At 39.0% G+C, this 16,495-nt stretch carries 9 protein-coding genes, 1 tRNA gene and 4 rRNA genes; 2 read left to right on the forward strand and 12 right to left on the reverse strand.

The window, feature by feature from the left end; translation table 11 throughout:
• Positions 1-19: 19 nt before the first annotated feature.
• The 5 genes from radA to PYW31_RS11465 all read right to left on the reverse strand — a co-directional run bounded on the left by radA (position 20) and on the right by PYW31_RS11465 (position 6,273).
• Positions 20-1,387, reverse strand: coding sequence for a DNA repair protein RadA (gene radA / locus PYW31_RS11445; protein ID WP_046837691.1), 1,368 nt, complete (start codon positions 1,385-1,387; stop codon positions 20-22).
• A gap of 374 nt (positions 1,388-1,761) precedes the next feature.
• Positions 1,762-4,224 carry an ATP-dependent Clp protease ATP-binding subunit gene (locus PYW31_RS11450; RefSeq protein WP_046837690.1) on the reverse strand — a complete coding sequence of 821 codons (2,463 nt, stop codon included), beginning with the start codon at positions 4,222-4,224 and terminating at the stop codon, positions 1,762-1,764.
• Positions 4,225-4,238: 14 nt separating this feature from the next.
• On the reverse strand, positions 4,239-5,249 hold the full coding sequence (locus tag PYW31_RS11455; protein WP_046837689.1) for a protein arginine kinase: 1,011 nt from the start codon (positions 5,247-5,249) through the stop codon (positions 4,239-4,241).
• Positions 5,242-5,793: a UvrB/UvrC motif-containing protein gene (locus tag PYW31_RS11460; RefSeq protein WP_046837688.1), complete on the reverse strand. Its 552-nt coding sequence runs from the start codon at positions 5,791-5,793 to the stop codon at positions 5,242-5,244. Before PYW31_RS11460 ends, PYW31_RS11455 begins: the two co-directional genes overlap by 8 nt.
• Before the next feature lie 18 nt (positions 5,794-5,811).
• Complete coding sequence (locus PYW31_RS11465) at positions 5,812-6,273, reverse strand: CtsR family transcriptional regulator (protein ID WP_046837687.1); 462 nt, start codon at positions 6,271-6,273, stop codon at positions 5,812-5,814.
• 156 nt (positions 6,274-6,429) lie between these two features.
• Here PYW31_RS11465 and PYW31_RS11470 point away from each other — a divergent pair, with 156 nt between their 5' ends.
• The gene (locus PYW31_RS11470; RefSeq protein WP_046837686.1) at positions 6,430-7,644 is read left to right on the forward strand and encodes a NupC/NupG family nucleoside CNT transporter; all 1,215 of its coding nucleotides are present in this window, start codon (positions 6,430-6,432) and stop codon (positions 7,642-7,644) included.
• Between the two features lie 129 nt (positions 7,645-7,773).
• On the opposite strand, the gene pdxT is transcribed toward PYW31_RS11470, so the two are convergent.
• Both pdxT and pdxS read right to left on the reverse strand, forming a co-directional pair.
• Positions 7,774-8,349 (reverse strand): pyridoxal 5'-phosphate synthase glutaminase subunit PdxT, encoded by a 576-nt coding sequence (gene pdxT, locus PYW31_RS11475; RefSeq protein ID WP_046837685.1) that lies wholly within the window; start codon positions 8,347-8,349, stop codon positions 7,774-7,776.
• 1 nt (position 8,350) lies between these two features.
• On the reverse strand, positions 8,351-9,238 hold the full coding sequence (gene pdxS / locus PYW31_RS11480; RefSeq protein ID WP_046837684.1) for a pyridoxal 5'-phosphate synthase lyase subunit PdxS: 888 nt from the start codon (positions 9,236-9,238) through the stop codon (positions 8,351-8,353).
• A gap of 101 nt (positions 9,239-9,339) precedes the next feature.
• On the opposite strand from pdxS, the gene pdxR reads away from it, so the two are divergent.
• A complete protein-coding gene (gene pdxR / locus PYW31_RS11485) occupies positions 9,340-10,713 on the forward strand; it encodes a MocR-like pyridoxine biosynthesis transcription factor PdxR (protein ID WP_046837683.1) in 1,374 nt (457 codons plus the stop codon).
• 323 nt (positions 10,714-11,036) lie between these two features.
• Here pdxR and rrf (PYW31_RS11490) read toward each other — a convergent pair.
• From rrf (PYW31_RS11490) to rrf (PYW31_RS11510), 5 genes are all read right to left on the reverse strand, one after another.
• Positions 11,037-11,151, reverse strand: a 5S ribosomal RNA gene (gene rrf / locus PYW31_RS11490).
• Positions 11,152-11,232: 81 nt separating this feature from the next.
• Positions 11,233-14,154, reverse strand: a 23S ribosomal RNA gene (locus PYW31_RS11495).
• A 192-nt stretch (positions 14,155-14,346) separates the two neighbouring features.
• Positions 14,347-14,423: transfer RNA gene (locus PYW31_RS11500), tRNA-Ile, on the reverse strand.
• A 103-nt stretch (positions 14,424-14,526) separates the two neighbouring features.
• Positions 14,527-16,079: ribosomal RNA gene (locus PYW31_RS11505) — 16S ribosomal RNA — on the reverse strand.
• Positions 16,080-16,326: 247 nt separating this feature from the next.
• Positions 16,327-16,441, reverse strand: a 5S ribosomal RNA gene (gene rrf / locus PYW31_RS11510).
• Together the 16S, 23S and 5S rRNA genes with 1 tRNA gene alongside form the textbook arrangement of a ribosomal RNA operon.
• Positions 16,442-16,495 lie beyond the last annotated feature (54 nt).

A 16,495-nucleotide genomic window follows, 5' to 3' on the forward strand; every position in this document is an offset into this window, starting at 1 on the left:
AAATTTATTATATGCCTTATTATTTAGCTAAAGCGTATCTCAAAGCGTCGTTTACACTTTTGACACCTATAACTTTAATATCGCTTGGGAATTGCCAACCGCCTATATTTGTTTCTGGAATAATGACACGTTTAAAACCTAATTTTGCCGCCTCTTGTACACGTTGTTCAATACGTGATACACGTCTTACTTCGCCGGTCAGACCGACCTCACCGATAAAGCAGTCTAAACCATCTACGGCTTGATCTTTAAAGCTTGAAGCTGTGGCTACAACGATTCCTAAGTCGACTGCAGGTTCGGTTAATCTTACACCGCCAGCAACTTTAATATAAGCATCTTGCTGTTGAAGTAAATAATTTTCTTTCTTTTCTAATACAGCCATGAGTAAACTCAAGCGATTATGATCAATACCTGTAGCCATACGTCGTGGATTATTAAAAGTAGTAGGAGTGACTAACGCTTGTACTTCTATCAATAACGGTCTCGTACCTTCCATAGTAGAAACAATTGTAGAACCTGGCACGTTAGTTGAACGTTCTTCTAAAAACATTTCAGAAGGGTTTGCAACGCCTTTTAATCCACTTTGCTTCATTTCAAAAATACCCATTTCATTTGTAGAACCAAAACGGTTTTTTACCGCTCTTAAAATACGATAGGCATGATGCTCATCGCCTTCAAAATAAAGAACAGTATCAACCATGTGTTCTAATAAGCGCGGACCAGCAATTTGACCTTCTTTTGTAACATGCCCGACAATAAATGTTGCGATATTCATTTGCTTAGCAATATTCATAAGGCTTTGGGTGCTTTCTCTGACTTGCGAAACGGAACCAGGCGCTGAGTTAATTTCAGGATGAAATATAGTTTGGATAGAATCGACAACAAGCAAATCTGGTTTTAATTGTTTTACGGTTTCATGTATAATTTCCAAATCTGTTTCAGCAAACACATTTAACTGACTTGAATCCTCATCCAATCTTTCTGCTCTCAATTTCGTTTGGTTTAATGATTCTTCACCAGTGATGTATAAAACATTATGTGACTGCGATAACGCTGCACAAATTTGTAGTAATAATGTGGATTTCCCTATACCAGGGTCTCCACCAATCAAGACTAATGAACCATTCACAATCCCGCCACCTAACACGCGATTAAATTCATCTGACTTACTCTTAACACGCGGTGTAGTTTCTTGTTTGATGTCATTTAACTTCTGCACTTTAGAAACATTATCGCGAGTTCGTACGCCGTGCTTCGGACTCGCTGTCTTTTGCTCGACAACTTCTTCCATTTGATTCCAACCACCACAGTTTGGACATTTTCCCATCCATTTTGGTGACTGATAACCACAAGCCATACATTCGAAAATCACTTTCTTTTTGGCCAAAATTGCACCTCCATCTTTCTTTGAACAAATCTATTTTATACTTCTCTTTGATTAAAAACAAATTTTAATCATGTACATATTATTTTTGTTTTTAATTTACGCGCTTTTATCGTGAGATATATTTGCACTTTGTTGATGTATGACTATCTACAATAACTATTTAAATAAAATATCACGCTTTCCTTAATAGTACCAACAATATTATATATATTTACCGGGAAATATAGCATACTCTTCTTTATAAAGTGTACATATTAATAGCACACTAACATACACATTTTCTAAATAATTATTCTCAAAATACGCATAATAAAATACGCTCCCCAAATGAATTTTATACATTTGAGAAGCGCACTTTTTCACATATTTTAATATTATGATTCTGTTATTTCTTTATCTTTTGATGGTGCTTGTCTTTCTTGAATATCATATTTATATTCTTTACCATCATGATCAATTTTAACTGCTTTGCCCTCGATTTGGTTACCATCTAAAATTAATTCACTCAAGTTATCTTCTACTGTTTTTTGAATTGCACGAATTAATGGTCTAGCACCATATTCTGGGTCATAGCCTTCTTCTGCAATTTTTTCTTTAGCCGCTTCTGAAACCTCGATGTTTATATCTTGCTCAGATAAACGTTTAGTAAGTTTATTAACCATCATTGTAACAATTTCTTTCAATTCATCTTTAGAAAGTTTGTGGAATACAATGATATCGTCTACACGGTTTAAGAATTCAGGGCGGAAAGCATTTTTCAATTCTTTCATCATTGTTTTACGGATTGTTTCGTAGTCTTCGCCTTCTGAAGCTCCACCAAATCCTGCAAAACGCTGATCTTGTAACTCTTGTGCACCAACATTTGATGTCATAATAATTACAGTATTACGGAAATCAACACGACGTCCTTTCGTATCAGTCAAATGCCCATCATCTAATACTTGTAAAAGTATATTAAAGACATCGGGATGCGCTTTTTCAATTTCATCAAATAAGATTACTGAATATGGTTTACGTCTTACTTTTTCAGTTAATTGTCCACCATCATCATGACCTACATAGCCTGGAGGGGCACCAACTAAACGACTGACTGCATGTTTTTCCATGAATTCACTCATATCAACACGAATCATTGCATCATCTTCACCAAACATAGATTCTGCTAAAGCACGTGCTAATTCAGTTTTACCTACACCTGTAGGACCTAAGAAAATAAAGCTGCCAATTGGGCGCTTAGGATCTTTTAATCCAGCACGTGCACGTCTTACTGCTTTACTTATTGAAGTTACCGCAGCTTGTTGACCAATGACTCTATGATGAAGTGTATCTTCTAAATTAAGTAGACGATCTGATTCTGTTTCATTAATTTTAGTTAATGGTATACCAGTCCATCCTGCAATAACTTCACCGATATCATCTTCAGATAAAGAAGTATTTTCACCGTTTTTCGTGTTCTTCCATTTGTCATTTGCTTCTTCGTATTGTTTTTCTAATTTAGTTTGTTTATCACGAAGGTTAGCTGCATTTTCAAATTCTTGTGCATGTACTGCAGCATCTTTTTCATTTTTAACTTGTTCGATTTCTTGTTCGATTTCTTTCAAGTTTGGCGGTGTTGTATGACTTTTCAATCTCACTTTAGAACTAGCTTCATCAATTAAATCGATAGCTTTATCAGGTAAGAAACGATCTGATACATAACGGTCACTTAATTTTGCAGCTGAAATTAATGCTTGATCAGAAATATTAATACGGTGATGTGCCTCATAACGGTCACGCAACCCTTTTAAAATTTCAATAGTATCTTCAACTGTTGGTTCAGCAACTTGAACGGGTTGGAAACGACGTTCTAACGCAGCGTCTTTTTCAATGTTCTTACGATATTCATCTAAAGTTGTTGCACCGATACATTGTAATTCTCCACGTGCAAGCGCTGGTTTTAAAATATTGGATGCATCAATAGCACCTTCAGCTCCACCAGCACCTACTAATGTGTGTAATTCATCAATAAATAGAATCACATTTCCTGCTTGATGGATTTCTTCCATTACTTTTTTAAGACGTTCTTCAAATTCGCCTCGATATTTAGTTCCAGCTACTACTGTACCCATATCAAGTGACATCACACGTTTACCTTTTAACGTTTCAGGCACTTCATTGTTCACAATTGACTGAGCTAAACCTTCTGCAATTGCAGTTTTACCTACACCAGGTTCACCGATTAACACTGGGTTGTTCTTAGTACGACGGCTTAATACTTCAATAACTCTAGTGATCTCTTTGTCTCTACCAATCACAGGATCTAACGTGCCATCTTTTGCAATAACAGTTAAATCACGTGCAAGACCATCTAATGTTGGTGTGTTATTTGATTTATTCGCTTGCGCATTTTTATTACTCATTTCAGGACTGCCTAAAGCTTTAACTACTTGTGCGCGTGCTTTGGTGATATTTAAATCTAAATTAGCAAATACACGTGCAGCTACGCCTTCATTTTCACGAATCAAGCCAAGTAAAATGTGTTCTGTACCTACAAAATTATGATGTAATTTTCTTGCTTCATCCATTGATAATTCGATTACTTTCTTCGCTCTAGGTGTGTAATGTAATGCACCCATTTGCTCTTGTCCATGACCGATTAACTTTTCTACTTCTTCTACTACTTTTTCTTCTGTAATATCGAATTGCTCTAATACTTTTGCTGCAATACCTTCAGGTTCTTTCATCAATCCTAAAAGTAAATGTTCTGTTCCAATATTTGAATGATTTAAGCGAATTGCTTCTTCTTGAGCATGTGCTAGTACGCGCTGCGCACGTTCTGTCAGTCTACCAAATAGCATAATAGCATGACCTCCTAATTTATATGTTCTCTTAAAATATCTGCTCTTTTTTCATTTACTACTCTTTCATCTTCATCATCTAATAAGAATGGTGACTGTATCGCAATCATCAACTCATTAAATTTGAAATCTTCTAATTCAATATAGCCTAAATCAATGCCAAGTTTAACTTCACTTAACCTCAGAGAAGCTTCCTCCATAGATATTAGTCTACTATATTTTAATATTCCTAACGAACGATATACTCTGTCTAACGTTTCGGTATGATTGTGTTCATTTAAACGTTCACGAATTTGCATTTCTTCGTTAATAATTTGCTGAACAACTTCGGTTAAACTTTCTATAATATTTTCTTCCGTTTTACCTAAAGTCAGTTGATTTGAAATTTGATATATATGACCATAAACTTGCGATCCTTCACCATATATACCCCTTATTGTAAAACCAAATCGGTTAATTGTTTGAGCAATACGATTCATACGCTTCATAATTGTTAGACCAGGTAAATGTAACATCACACTCGCTCGCATTCCTGTACCAATATTAGTTGGACACGTCGTTAAATAACCTAAATGTTCATCAAAGCTAATGTCTAACTCACTATCTAAAGTATCATCTAATGTAGAAGCTTTTTCAAATAAGGTTTGTAATGATAAATCATTGCCCATTGCTTGTATACGAATATGATCTTCTTCATTGACCATGAGGCTTAAAGATTCATCTTCATTTAATAACACTGCAGAAGCAGGTTGTCTAATAAGTTCTGGGCTGATAAGATGTTTGGCTACCAGTTTGTATTTGCTTTGTTGATCCATAGTGTCTAAACGTTGTATAAACAAATCTGGAAGTGCATCTTGAACCTCGTTAATTACTCTAAAACCTTCTTGCTCGGACGGAAACATGAGCGGATGAACATGATTTTCTAAATTTCTAGCTAATCGTATTCTTGAAGACATTACGATTGGGCTTTCATCTTTATCGCGCATCCATTCACTCATATATGCGCTGATATTATTTTCACTCATCACTACTCACCTCGCTGTCTTCTTTTAATGCTTTGATTTCGTCTCGAACAACGGCTGCCTCTTCAAAGTTTTGATCTTCTATAAGTTGGTTTAAATGTGTTGTTTTTTCTTCGATTTTCTTTTTTAAAGCTAACTTTCTATATGAAGATCGAGGTGTCTTACCAATGTGCTCAATTTGGCCACCTTGCACGCGTCGTACAATATCGATAATGTCATCTTTAAATGTAGCATAGCAATCTGCACATCCAAATTTACCGACATGTGCAATATCTTTCAAAGTCATGCGGCAAGTAGGACATCTTTTTTCTTCTTTAAAAGCAATTTCATCAAAATCAATACCATGTTTAGCAGCTAAGTGCTGTAATATTTGTTTTACAACAAAAGCACCTTCAATGTCATCTTGGGACTGTATATGTTGATTCTGTGTCCAAGGGTTACCTCCTTGCGCACATGTTGGACAGACCCATTTTTCATTAACGCCTTCTTGTCCTTTCACAGCTACTTTTACTTCTGCTTCGTTTAAATGACAATTTTCGCATAGCACGACTAAACACCTCACTTTTTAATAATAATTTATTACAGGCAATAATCTTTTTAAAATATTAGCCCGTATAATATCTCTCGATAATACATCCATTTTTAATGTTTCTCTATCAATCACAGCCGAAATCATTTTCGCTTCTCTTTCGTTGATATATTCTTTATCCAGTAAACCATCTATAATATAGTACGCTTGTTGCTGAGATATTGATGGTCCTATAAGTTGAAGTAAGTGATTAATGTAACCTGTTTCGTCTCTATTTTCAATTTTCGTGATTCTAATATAGCCACCGCCACCTCTTTTACTTTCAATCTCGTAGCCATGTTCATTTGTAAATCGTGTTTTAATTACATAATTCAATTGTGAAGGCACACAGTCAAAGCGTTGTGCTATATTTGCACGCTGAATTTCTACAACGTCTTCATTGGCGTCTTCAAATAATTTCTTAATGTACTGTTCTATGATGTCAGACATGTTGTGCATGATTATCACCTCTTTTGACCTTCTTTGACTATATTATATGACCAACTTTGACCTTTTTCAACCAATATGTTTCAAAAATTTTTAATTATGGATGTTAGACGTCCTTAATTTGTTGTATTATAGGTATTAAGAAAAAATAAAAGGGATGAAGTAATTATGCATATTATCATAGGTTTGATCGGTATTGCAGTATTTCTCGGCCTAGCGTTTCTTTTTAGTTCCGACAGAAAAAATATTCGCTGGCAATACGTAGGACTTTTACTCGTAATACAGCTTGTTTTTGCCTTTATTTTGCTAAAAACAAAATTTGGTATCACTGTCATTGGTGGAATTTCAGAAGGATTTAATTATTTGTTAGCAAAAGCAGCAGAAGGTGTAAATTTTGTGTTTGGCGGATTTGAATTTGTCGATCCGAAAAACCCACCGTTTTTCTTTAATGTATTACTACCAATTGTTTTCATTTCAGCGTTAATTGGTATCTTACAATATACACGTATTCTTCCATGGATTATCAATGTATTAGGTTTAGCAATATCTAAAATTAACGGCATGGGCCGTTTAGAATCATACAATGCTGTTGCAGCAGTTATTTTGGGACAATCAGAAGTGTTCATTTCATTGAAAAAAGAATTAGCACATATACCAAGACAACGTCTTTACACATTAACTGCTTCAGCTATGTCTACTGTTTCTGCTTCAATTATTGGTGCATACTTCACGTTAATTGAGCCTCGTTACGTCGTGACAGCAGTAGCTTTAAATCTCTTTGGTGGCTTTATTATCGCTTCTATCATTAATCCTTATAAAGTAGAAGCAAAAGAAGATAAGTTAATTGTTGAAGAAAGTGAATCTGGGAAACAATCTTTCTTCGAAATGTTAGGCGAATACATTTTAGATGGATTTAAAGTCGCAATCATTGTCGGGGCAATGTTAATAGGATACATTGCCATTATCGCATTACTTAATGGCGTAGTAAGTGCTATTTTTACAGGCATTTCGGGAGGAAGCATTACTTGGGATTTCCAAACGCTTATTGGTTTTGTATTTGCACCATTCGCATTCTTAATAGGTATACCTTGGAACGATGCGGTACAAGCAGGTTCAATTATGGCAACGAAATTATTATCAAATGAATTTGTGGCGATGCAAAGTCTTAGCACTGTTAAAGATATGAGTGATCACGCAAAAGGTGTTATTTCAGTGTTCGTAGTTTCATTTGCAAACTTTAGTTCAATCGGTATTATTTCGGGGGCAATCAAATCACTTAATAATGAAAAAGGCGATATGGTTGCACGCTTTGGTTTAAAACTATTGTTCGGCGCTACACTCGTTTCATTTATTTCAGCAGCAATTGCTGGATTCTTTATTTAATACAAAACAGAGCATGTAAGGTTTATAACCCTTACATGCTCTGTTTATGTTTACTATTAAAAGTACTAAAAGTATATTAAACTAAAGCCTTATACATATACCATACATTCAAGTACTTCTGAATCTTTATTACACTGTTTCAGTGAGCGCTGATTTTACAATATGATCTATAAAATATTGTGTCACTCTATAATCATCAGTCAACTCTGGATGGAATGATACACCTAAATACTGCCCTTCTTGCACAGCAACGATTTTTTCACCAACTGTACTAAGTAATTCTACACCTTCATGTATTTCGGCAATATGTGGGGCTCTAATAAACACACCTTCAATATCCTTAGCAATCCCTTTAACATCTAGTTCACTTTCGAAGCTATCTACTTGTCTACCAAACGAATTCCTTTCGACAGTGATATTTAATTTGTCTAAATACCCTTCTTCTCCAGCAATATGCTTAGCCATTACAATAAGTCCAGCACAGGTGCCAAACATAGGTAATGTAGATTGTTGTAATGCCTCTTTAAAGCCATAAAGATTCATCAAGCGACGTAAAGTCGTTGATTCTCCACCAGGTAATATTAAACCATCGATTTCATTTAGTTGTTCCACGCGTTTAACTGCTACGCCTTCATGACCACTAAGTTCGATATGACGTATATGTTCTCTGACAGCACCTTGTAATGCTAAAACACCAATTTTCATATTACCATCCACGCTCTTGCATACGATCTTCTAATGATAATTCATTGATATCTAAACCTTTCATAGCAGAACCAAGTTCTTTAGCTAAACGGCCAATTAATTCATAATCTTGATAATGTGTTGTCGCTTGCACAATTGCTTTCGCAAATTTTTCAGGATCTTCTGATTTAAAGATACCAGACCCTACGAATACGCCATCTGCTCCTAATTCCATCATTAATGCTGCATCTTGAGGTGTTGCCACACCGCCAGCAGCAAAATTAACAACTGGTAAACGTCCATTTTCTTTTATACCTTTTAATACTTCATATGGAGCACCGATATTTTTAGCCTCAGTCATAATTTCATCATCATTCATAACAGTTAAACGACTTACTTCTGAATTGACTTGACGCATATGTCTCACAGCTTCTACAATATTACCTGTACCTGGTTCACCTTTGGTACGTAACATCGCAGCACCTTCACCAATACGTCTCGCAGCTTCACCTAAATTACGACAACCACATACAAATGGAACTGTAAAAGTATCTTTACGTAAATGGTATTCTTCATCAGCCGGCGTCAATACTTCTGACTCATCAATATAGTCAACACCCATCGATTCTAAAACACGTGCTTCAGTAATATGGCCGATACGTCCTTTAGCCATTACAGGTATAGACACTGCATTCATAACTTCCTCTACGATTTTAGGGTTGGCCATTCTTGCAACACCGCCAGCTGCTCTTATGTCAGATGGTACACGTTCTAATGCCATTACAGCAACAGCTCCTGCTTCTTCAGCAATCTTAGCTTGTTCTGCATTAACAACGTCCATGATAACGCCGCCCTTTTGCATTTCTGCCATTCCTCTTTTAACTCTTTCGGATCCAGTAACTTTAGACATATTTATTTTACCCCTTTACTTAGTTGATTAAATTCATTTTAAAAGATAAACTGGTATTTAAAAAGGGACAATTTCAAAATAATTTAAGGGGTCAGAATAAAATGGCTAAAAAACATCTCTATATTGATTTATATGAAAATTTAAAAAGACAAATCATCGAAGGACAATATAATTCTGGGGATAAATTCCCTTCAAAACGTGCGCTAAGCGAACATCTTTCAGTCAGTAATACAACAATTGAGCATGCATACCAATTTCTATTAGATGAGGGTTACATATATTCTAAACCGCGTTCTGGCTATTTTGTATCAGACATAGAAACCTTACCTATTATTAATAGAAATAGACACACTTCAAATCTATCTAATTCTGATTATTTCGAAAATAATGTTAATCATACATATGATTTTGCATTTAATTTATCAGAAATAGACGCTGAGTACTTTCCAATGCAACAATTTAGAAAATATGCACGAGACGCTTTTGAAGACAATCAATTAAATCTCTTACAGCACACAAACCCTAAAGGACAATGGGGACTAAGACAAGAAATTGCACGTTATTTATTTAATAGTCGTGGTGTATCTTGTCATCCAGACCAAATTATCATTGGGTCATCCACAGAGCAACTCATTAATTTATTAACTGATATCCTAAATGATGCTCAGTTTTATATTGAAAATCCAAGCTACCCCCCAATTAAACAAGTCTTAGATAAAAAACAATTTAAATATCAACAAATACCTGTAAATCAAACTGGTATTGAATTGCATTACTTTAATGAATTTGATAACAACATTGCCTATGTCACACCATCACATCAGTTTCCTACTGGCTATGTAATGAATTTGAAAAAACGTACGCAACTTATAAATTGGGCACAGCAAAGTAAAGATAGATATATTATAGAAGATGATTATGATTCAGAGTTTCGTTACTTTGGTAAACCTATTCCTGCATTACAAAGTTTAGATACTCAAGATAAGGTTATCTATATCAGTACCTTTTCTAAATCTTTATTTCCAAGTTGTAGAATTGCGTATCTTGTACTGCCTCAAAATTTATTAGCGCTTTATAATATATTACCTAACAAAGAAGGCAATACTGTTCCTGCACATATACAAAAGATGGTTGCAAACTTTATGGAGTCAGGAAGCTTCGAGAGACATTTGAATAAAATGAGAAATGTTTATAGTGAAAAATTAAAATTTATTTTAAATGAACTTAAACCCTTTCAAAACCAACTAGAAATTGATGGTGCCTTAGCTGGAATGCATTTTACATTAACAGTTACAAATGGTTTAACTCTAGAACAATGCCTCAAAAATGCTGAGAAATACAATCTAAAAATTACACCCTTCACCAAATATGATCCGACAGAACAATCAGCAAAATTCATACTCGGATTTGGAGGTATCCCTCTTTCCAAACTCAAACCCCATATTGATGTACTCATTAAGTCATTAACTTTTTAGAACCACTTCTCAATTTATTGAGATTAGTGGTTCTTATGCATGAGCTTTAGCTCAGGTATTCCCTAAAGTTACACTTCTCAATTTATTGAGATTAGTGGTTCTTATGCATGAGCTTTAGCTCAGGTATTCCCTAAAGTTACACTTCTCAATTATTAGTTTATTCATTGTAGGTAATAATTCTTCTTTTATTGAACAGACTTAGTCGGATAAAAAAGAGTTGTATTTATATTTTATGATAAATAAAAAGAGACTCCTAAGAGTCTCAAATGATATTAAATTACTTTTTTATAATAAAAAAAAGAGACCCTCTAAGGTCTCAAACTGCCTGGCAACGTCCTACTCTCGCGGAACGTAAGTCCGACTACCATCGGCGCTAAAGAGCTTAACTTCTGTGTTCGGCATGGGAACAGGTGTGACCTCTTTGCCATTGTCACCAGACAATGAAATGTATGAAATTATACATTCAAAACTAGATAGTAAGTAAAATTTAAAAGTTACCAATCAAAACTGGTTTAATATTTGATTAAGTCTTCGATCGATTAGTATTCGTCAGCTCCACATATCGCTATGCTTCCACCTCGAACCTATTAACCTCATCATCTTTGAGGGATCTTATAACCGAAGTTGGGAAATCTCATCTTGAGGGGGGCTTCATGCTTAGATGCTTTCAGCACTTATCCCGTCCATACATAGCTACCCAGCGATGCCGTTGGCACGACAACTGGTACACCAGAGGTATGTCCATCCCGGTCCTCTCGTACTAAGGACAGCTCCTCTCAAATTTCCTACGCCCACGACGGATAGGGACCGAACTGTCTCACGACGTTCTGAACCCAGCTCGCGTACCGCTTTAATGGGCGAACAGCCCAACCCTTGGGACCGACTACAGCCCCAGGATGCGATGAGCCGACATCGAGGTGCCAAACCTCCCCGTCGATGTGAACTCTTGGGGGAGATAAGCCTGTTATCCCCGGGGTAGCTTTTATCCGTTGAGCGATGGCCCTTCCATGCGGAACCACCGGATCACTAAGTCCGTCTTTCGACCCTGCTCGACTTGTAAGTCTCGCAGTCAAGCTTCCTTATGCCTTTACACTCTATGAATGATTTCCAACCATTCTGAGGAAACCTTTGAGCGCCTCCGTTACTCTTTAGGAGGCGACCGCCCCAGTCAAACTGCCCATCTGACACTGTCTCCCACCATGATAAATGGTGCGGGTTAGAAATCCAACACAGCGAGGGTAGTATCCCAACAACGCCTCCACGTAAGCTAGCGCTCACGTATCAAAGGCTCCTACCTATCCTGTACAAGCTGTGACGAATTTCAATATCAGACTACAGTAAAGCTCCACGGGGTCTTTCCGTCCTGTCGCGGGTAACCTGCATCTTCACAGGTACTATGATTTCACCGAGTCTCTCGTTGAGACAGTGCCCAAATCGTTACGCCTTTCGTGCGGGTCGGAACTTACCCGACAAGGAATTTCGCTACCTTAGGACCGTTATAGTTACGGCCGCCGTTTACTGGGGCTTCGATTCGTAGCTTCGCCGAAGCTAACCACTCCTCTTAACCTTCCAGCACCGGGCAGGCGTCAGCCCCTATACATCACCTTACGGTTTAGCAGAGACCTGTGTTTTTGATAAACAGTCGCTTGGGCCTATTCACTGCGGCTCTCCTGGGCGTTAACCCTAAAGAGCACCCCTTCTCCCGAAGTTACGGGGTCATTTTGCCGAGTTCCTTAACGAGAGTTCGCTCGCTCACCTTAGAATTCTCATCTTGACTACCTGTGTCGGTTTGCGGTACGGGCACCAAAATTCTAGCTAGAGGCTTTTCTTGGCAGTGTGAAATCAACGACTCGAGGAAAAAATTTCCTCTCCCCATCACAACTTGACCTTAAGAGTACCGGATTTGCCTAATACTCAGTCTTATTGCTTGGACGTGCACTCCAACAGCACGCTTCGCCTATCCTACTGCGTCCCCCCATCGCTCAAAACGAATTTTGGTGGTACAGGAATATCAACCTGTTATCCATCGCCTACGCCTATCGGCCTCAGCTTAGGACCCGACTAACCCAGAGCGGACGAGCCTTCCTCTGGAAACCTTAGTCAATCGGTGGACGGGATTCTCACCCGTCTTTCGCTACTCACACCGGCATTCTCACTTCTAAGCGCTCCACATGTCCTTGCGATCATGCTTCAACGCCCTTAGAACGCTCTCCTACCATTGTCCTACGGACAATCCACAGCTTCGGTAATATGTTTAGCCCCGGTACATTTTCGGCGCAGTGTCACTCGACTAGTGAGCTATTACGCACTCTTTAAATGATGGCTGCTTCTAAGCCAACATCCTAGTTGTCTGGGCAACGCCACATCCTTTTCCACTTAACATATATTTTGGGACCTTAGCTGGTGGTCTGGGCTGTTTCCCTCTCGAACACGGACCTTATCACCCGCGTTCTGACTCCCAAGTTAAATTGATTGGCATTCGGAGTTTGTCTGAATTCGGTAACCCGATAAGGGCCCCTCGTCCAAACAGTGCTCTACCTCCAATAATCATCACTTGAGGCTAGCCCTAAAGCTATTTCGGAGAGAACCAGCTATCTCCAGGTTCGATTGGAATTTCTCCGCTACCCACAACTCATCCGCTCACTTTTCAACGTAAGTCGGTTCGGCCCTCCATTCAGTGTTACCTGAACTTCAGCCTGGTCATGGGTAGATCACCTGGTTTCGGGTCTACGACCAAATACTCAACGCCCTATTCAGACTCGCTTTCGCTACGGCTCCACATTTACTGCTTAACCTTGCATCAAATCGTAACTCGCCGGTTCATTCTACAAAAGGCACGCCATCACCCATTAACGGGCTCTGACTACTTGTAAGCACACGGTTTCAAGTTCTATTTCACTCCCCTTCCGGGGTACTTTTCACCTTTCCCTCACGGTACTGGTTCACTATCGGTCACTAGAGAGTATTTAGCCTTGGGAGATGGTCCTCCCGGATTCCGACGGAATTTCTCGTGTTCCGCCGTACTCAGGATCCACTCAAGAGTGAACAAACTTTCGACTACAGGATTATTACCTTCTTTGATTCATCTTTCCAGATGATTCGTCTAATTTGTTCTTTTGTAACTCCGTATAGAGTGTCCTACAACCCCAACAAGCAAGCTCGTTGGTTTGGGCTCTTCCCGTTTCGCTCGCCGCTACTCAGGGAATCGATTTTTCTTTCTCTTCCTGCGGGTACTAAGATGTTTCAGTTCTCCGCGTCTGCCTTCGAATATGCTATGTATTCACATATCGATAACACGACATAACTCGTGCTGGGTTTCCCCATTCGGAAATCTCTGGATCAAAGCTTACTTACAGCTCCCCAAAGCATATCGTCGTTAGTAACGTCCTTCATAGGCTTCTAGTGCCAAGGTATCCACCGTGCGCCCTTAATAACTTAATCTTTTTTGACTTTTAACACGACGAAGTCGGTTAAAAACCCAAAATGTTATTAATCTGTGAGTGTTCTTTCGAACACTAGCGATTATTTCTTTTTGAATTCAAGCTTATTTAAAACTCTAATTCACTCGGTTTTTCTTGGTAAAATCTATATATTTTACTTACTTATCTAGTTTTCAATGTACAAATAAAAAAATGGTGGGCCTAAGTGGACTCGAACCACCGACCTCACGCTTATCAGGCGTGCGCTCTAACCAGCTGAGCTATAGGCCCATTCTTTTGTTGAATACTCCGATGAGCATTCAAAACTGAATACAATATGTCAATGTTATTCCTCTGTCATCTTCTAAAGAAGATGTTCCGAATATATCCTTAGAAAGGAGGTGATCCAGCCGCACCTTCCGATACGGCTACCTTGTTACGACTTCACCCCAATCATTTGTCCCACCTTCGACGGCTAGCTCCATAAATGGTTACTCCACCGGCTTCGGGTGTTACAAACTCTCGTGGTGTGACGGGCGGTGTGTACAAGACCCGGGAACGTATTCACCGTAGCATGCTGATCTACGATTACTAGCGATTCCAGCTTCATGTAGTCGAGTTGCAGACTACAATCCGAACTGAGAACAACTTTATGGGATTTGCATGACCTCACGGTTTAGCTGCCCTTTGTATTGTCCATTGTAGCACGTGTGTAGCCCAAATCATAAGGGGCATGATGATTTGACGTCATCCCCACCTTCCTCCGGTTTATCACCGGCAGTCAACCTAGAGTGCCCAACTTAATGATGGCAACTAAGCTTAAGGGTTGCGCTCGTTGCGGGACTTAACCCAACATCTCACGACACGAGCTGACGACAACCATGCACCACCTGTCACTTTGTCCCCCGAAGGGGAAGGCTCTATCTCTAGAGTTTTCAAAGGATGTCAAGATTTGGTAAGGTTCTTCGCGTTGCTTCGAATTAAACCACATGCTCCACCGCTTGTGCGGGTCCCCGTCAATTCCTTTGAGTTTCAACCTTGCGGTCGTACTCCCCAGGCGGAGTGCTTAATGCGTTAGCTGCAGCACTAAGGGGCGGAAACCCCCTAACACTTAGCACTCATCGTTTACGGCGTGGACTACCAGGGTATCTAATCCTGTTTGATCCCCACGCTTTCGCACATCAGCGTCAGTTACAGACCAGAAAGTCGCCTTCGCCACTGGTGTTCCTCCATATCTCTGCGCATTTCACCGCTACACATGGAATTCCACTTTCCTCTTCTGCACTCAAGTTTCCCAGTTTCCAATGACCCTCCACGGTTGAGCCGTGGGCTTTCACATCAGACTTAAGAAACCGCCTACGCGCGCTTTACGCCCAATAATTCCGGATAACGCTTGCCACCTACGTATTACCGCGGCTGCTGGCACGTAGTTAGCCGTGGCTTTCTGATTAGGTACCGTCAAGATGCGCACAGTTACTTACGCATTTGTTCTTCCCTAATAACAGAGTTTTACGATCCGAAAACCTTCATCACTCACGCGGCGTTGCTCCGTCAGGCTTTCGCCCATTGCGGAAGATTCCCTACTGCTGCCTCCCGTAGGAGTCTGGACCGTGTCTCAGTTCCAGTGTGGCCGATCACCCTCTCAGGTCGGCTACGTATCGTCGCCTTGGTAAGCCATTACCTTACCAACTAGCTAATACGGCGCGGGTCCATCTATAAGTGATAGCAAAACCATCTTTCACTATAGAACCATGCGGTTCTATATGTTATCCGGCATTAGCTCCGGTTTCCCGAAGTTATTCCAGTCTTATAGGTAGGTTACCCACGTGTTACTCACCCGTCCGCCGCTAACTTCAAAGGAGCAAGCTCCTTATCCGTTCGCTCGACTTGCATGTATTAGGCACGCCGCCAGCGTTCATCCTGAGCCAGGATCAAACTCTCCATAAATAATTATGATGTTTGATTAGCTCATAAAATACTAATTTGTGTGTTATCTCTAACACGTTTGAACCAACAATTTAATGTTGTGTTCGGAATTAACGTTGACATATTGCGATTCAGTTTTCAATGTTCATTTCTTCAACACAAGAATTAATTTTACAGGTTTTGACTTAGAAAGTCAATAACTTTTTTAAATTAAATTGTATAAGGGTAAAACTTCCATAAAAAAACGACCCGAAGGTCAAAATGGACTGCCTGGCAACGTCCTACTCTCGCGGAACGTAAGTCCGACTACCATCGGCGCTAAAGAGCTTAACTTCTGTGTTCGGCATGGGAACAGGTGTGACCTCTTTGCCATTGTCACCAGACAATGAAATGTATGAAATTATACATTCAAAACTAGATAGTAAGTAAAATTTAAA

The sequence above is a fragment of the Staphylococcus succinus genome (genome assembly GCF_029024945.1).
Taxonomy (GTDB): domain Bacteria; phylum Bacillota; class Bacilli; order Staphylococcales; family Staphylococcaceae; genus Staphylococcus; species Staphylococcus succinus.

Bases quoted from the DNA above. Each gene is read 5' to 3' on its own strand.
- PYW31_RS11450 (WP_046837690.1), bottom strand. From the start codon at position 4,224: ATGCTATTTGGTAGACTGACAGAACGTGCGCAGCGCGTACTAGCACAT.
- pdxS (WP_046837684.1), bottom strand. From the start codon at position 9,238: ATGTCTAAAGTTACTGGATCCGAAAGAGTTAAAAGAGGAATGGCAGAA.
- PYW31_RS11465 (WP_046837687.1), bottom strand. From the start codon at position 6,273: ATGCACAACATGTCTGACATCATAGAACAGTACATTAAGAAATTATTT.
- PYW31_RS11455 (WP_046837689.1), bottom strand. From the start codon at position 5,249: ATGAGTGAAAATAATATCAGCGCATATATGAGTGAATGGATGCGCGAT.
- pdxR (WP_046837683.1), top strand. From the start codon at position 9,340: ATGGCTAAAAAACATCTCTATATTGATTTATATGAAAATTTAAAAAGA.
- PYW31_RS11470 (WP_046837686.1), top strand. From the start codon at position 6,430: ATGCATATTATCATAGGTTTGATCGGTATTGCAGTATTTCTCGGCCTA.
- pdxT (WP_046837685.1), bottom strand. From the start codon at position 8,349: ATGAAAATTGGTGTTTTAGCATTACAAGGTGCTGTCAGAGAACATATA.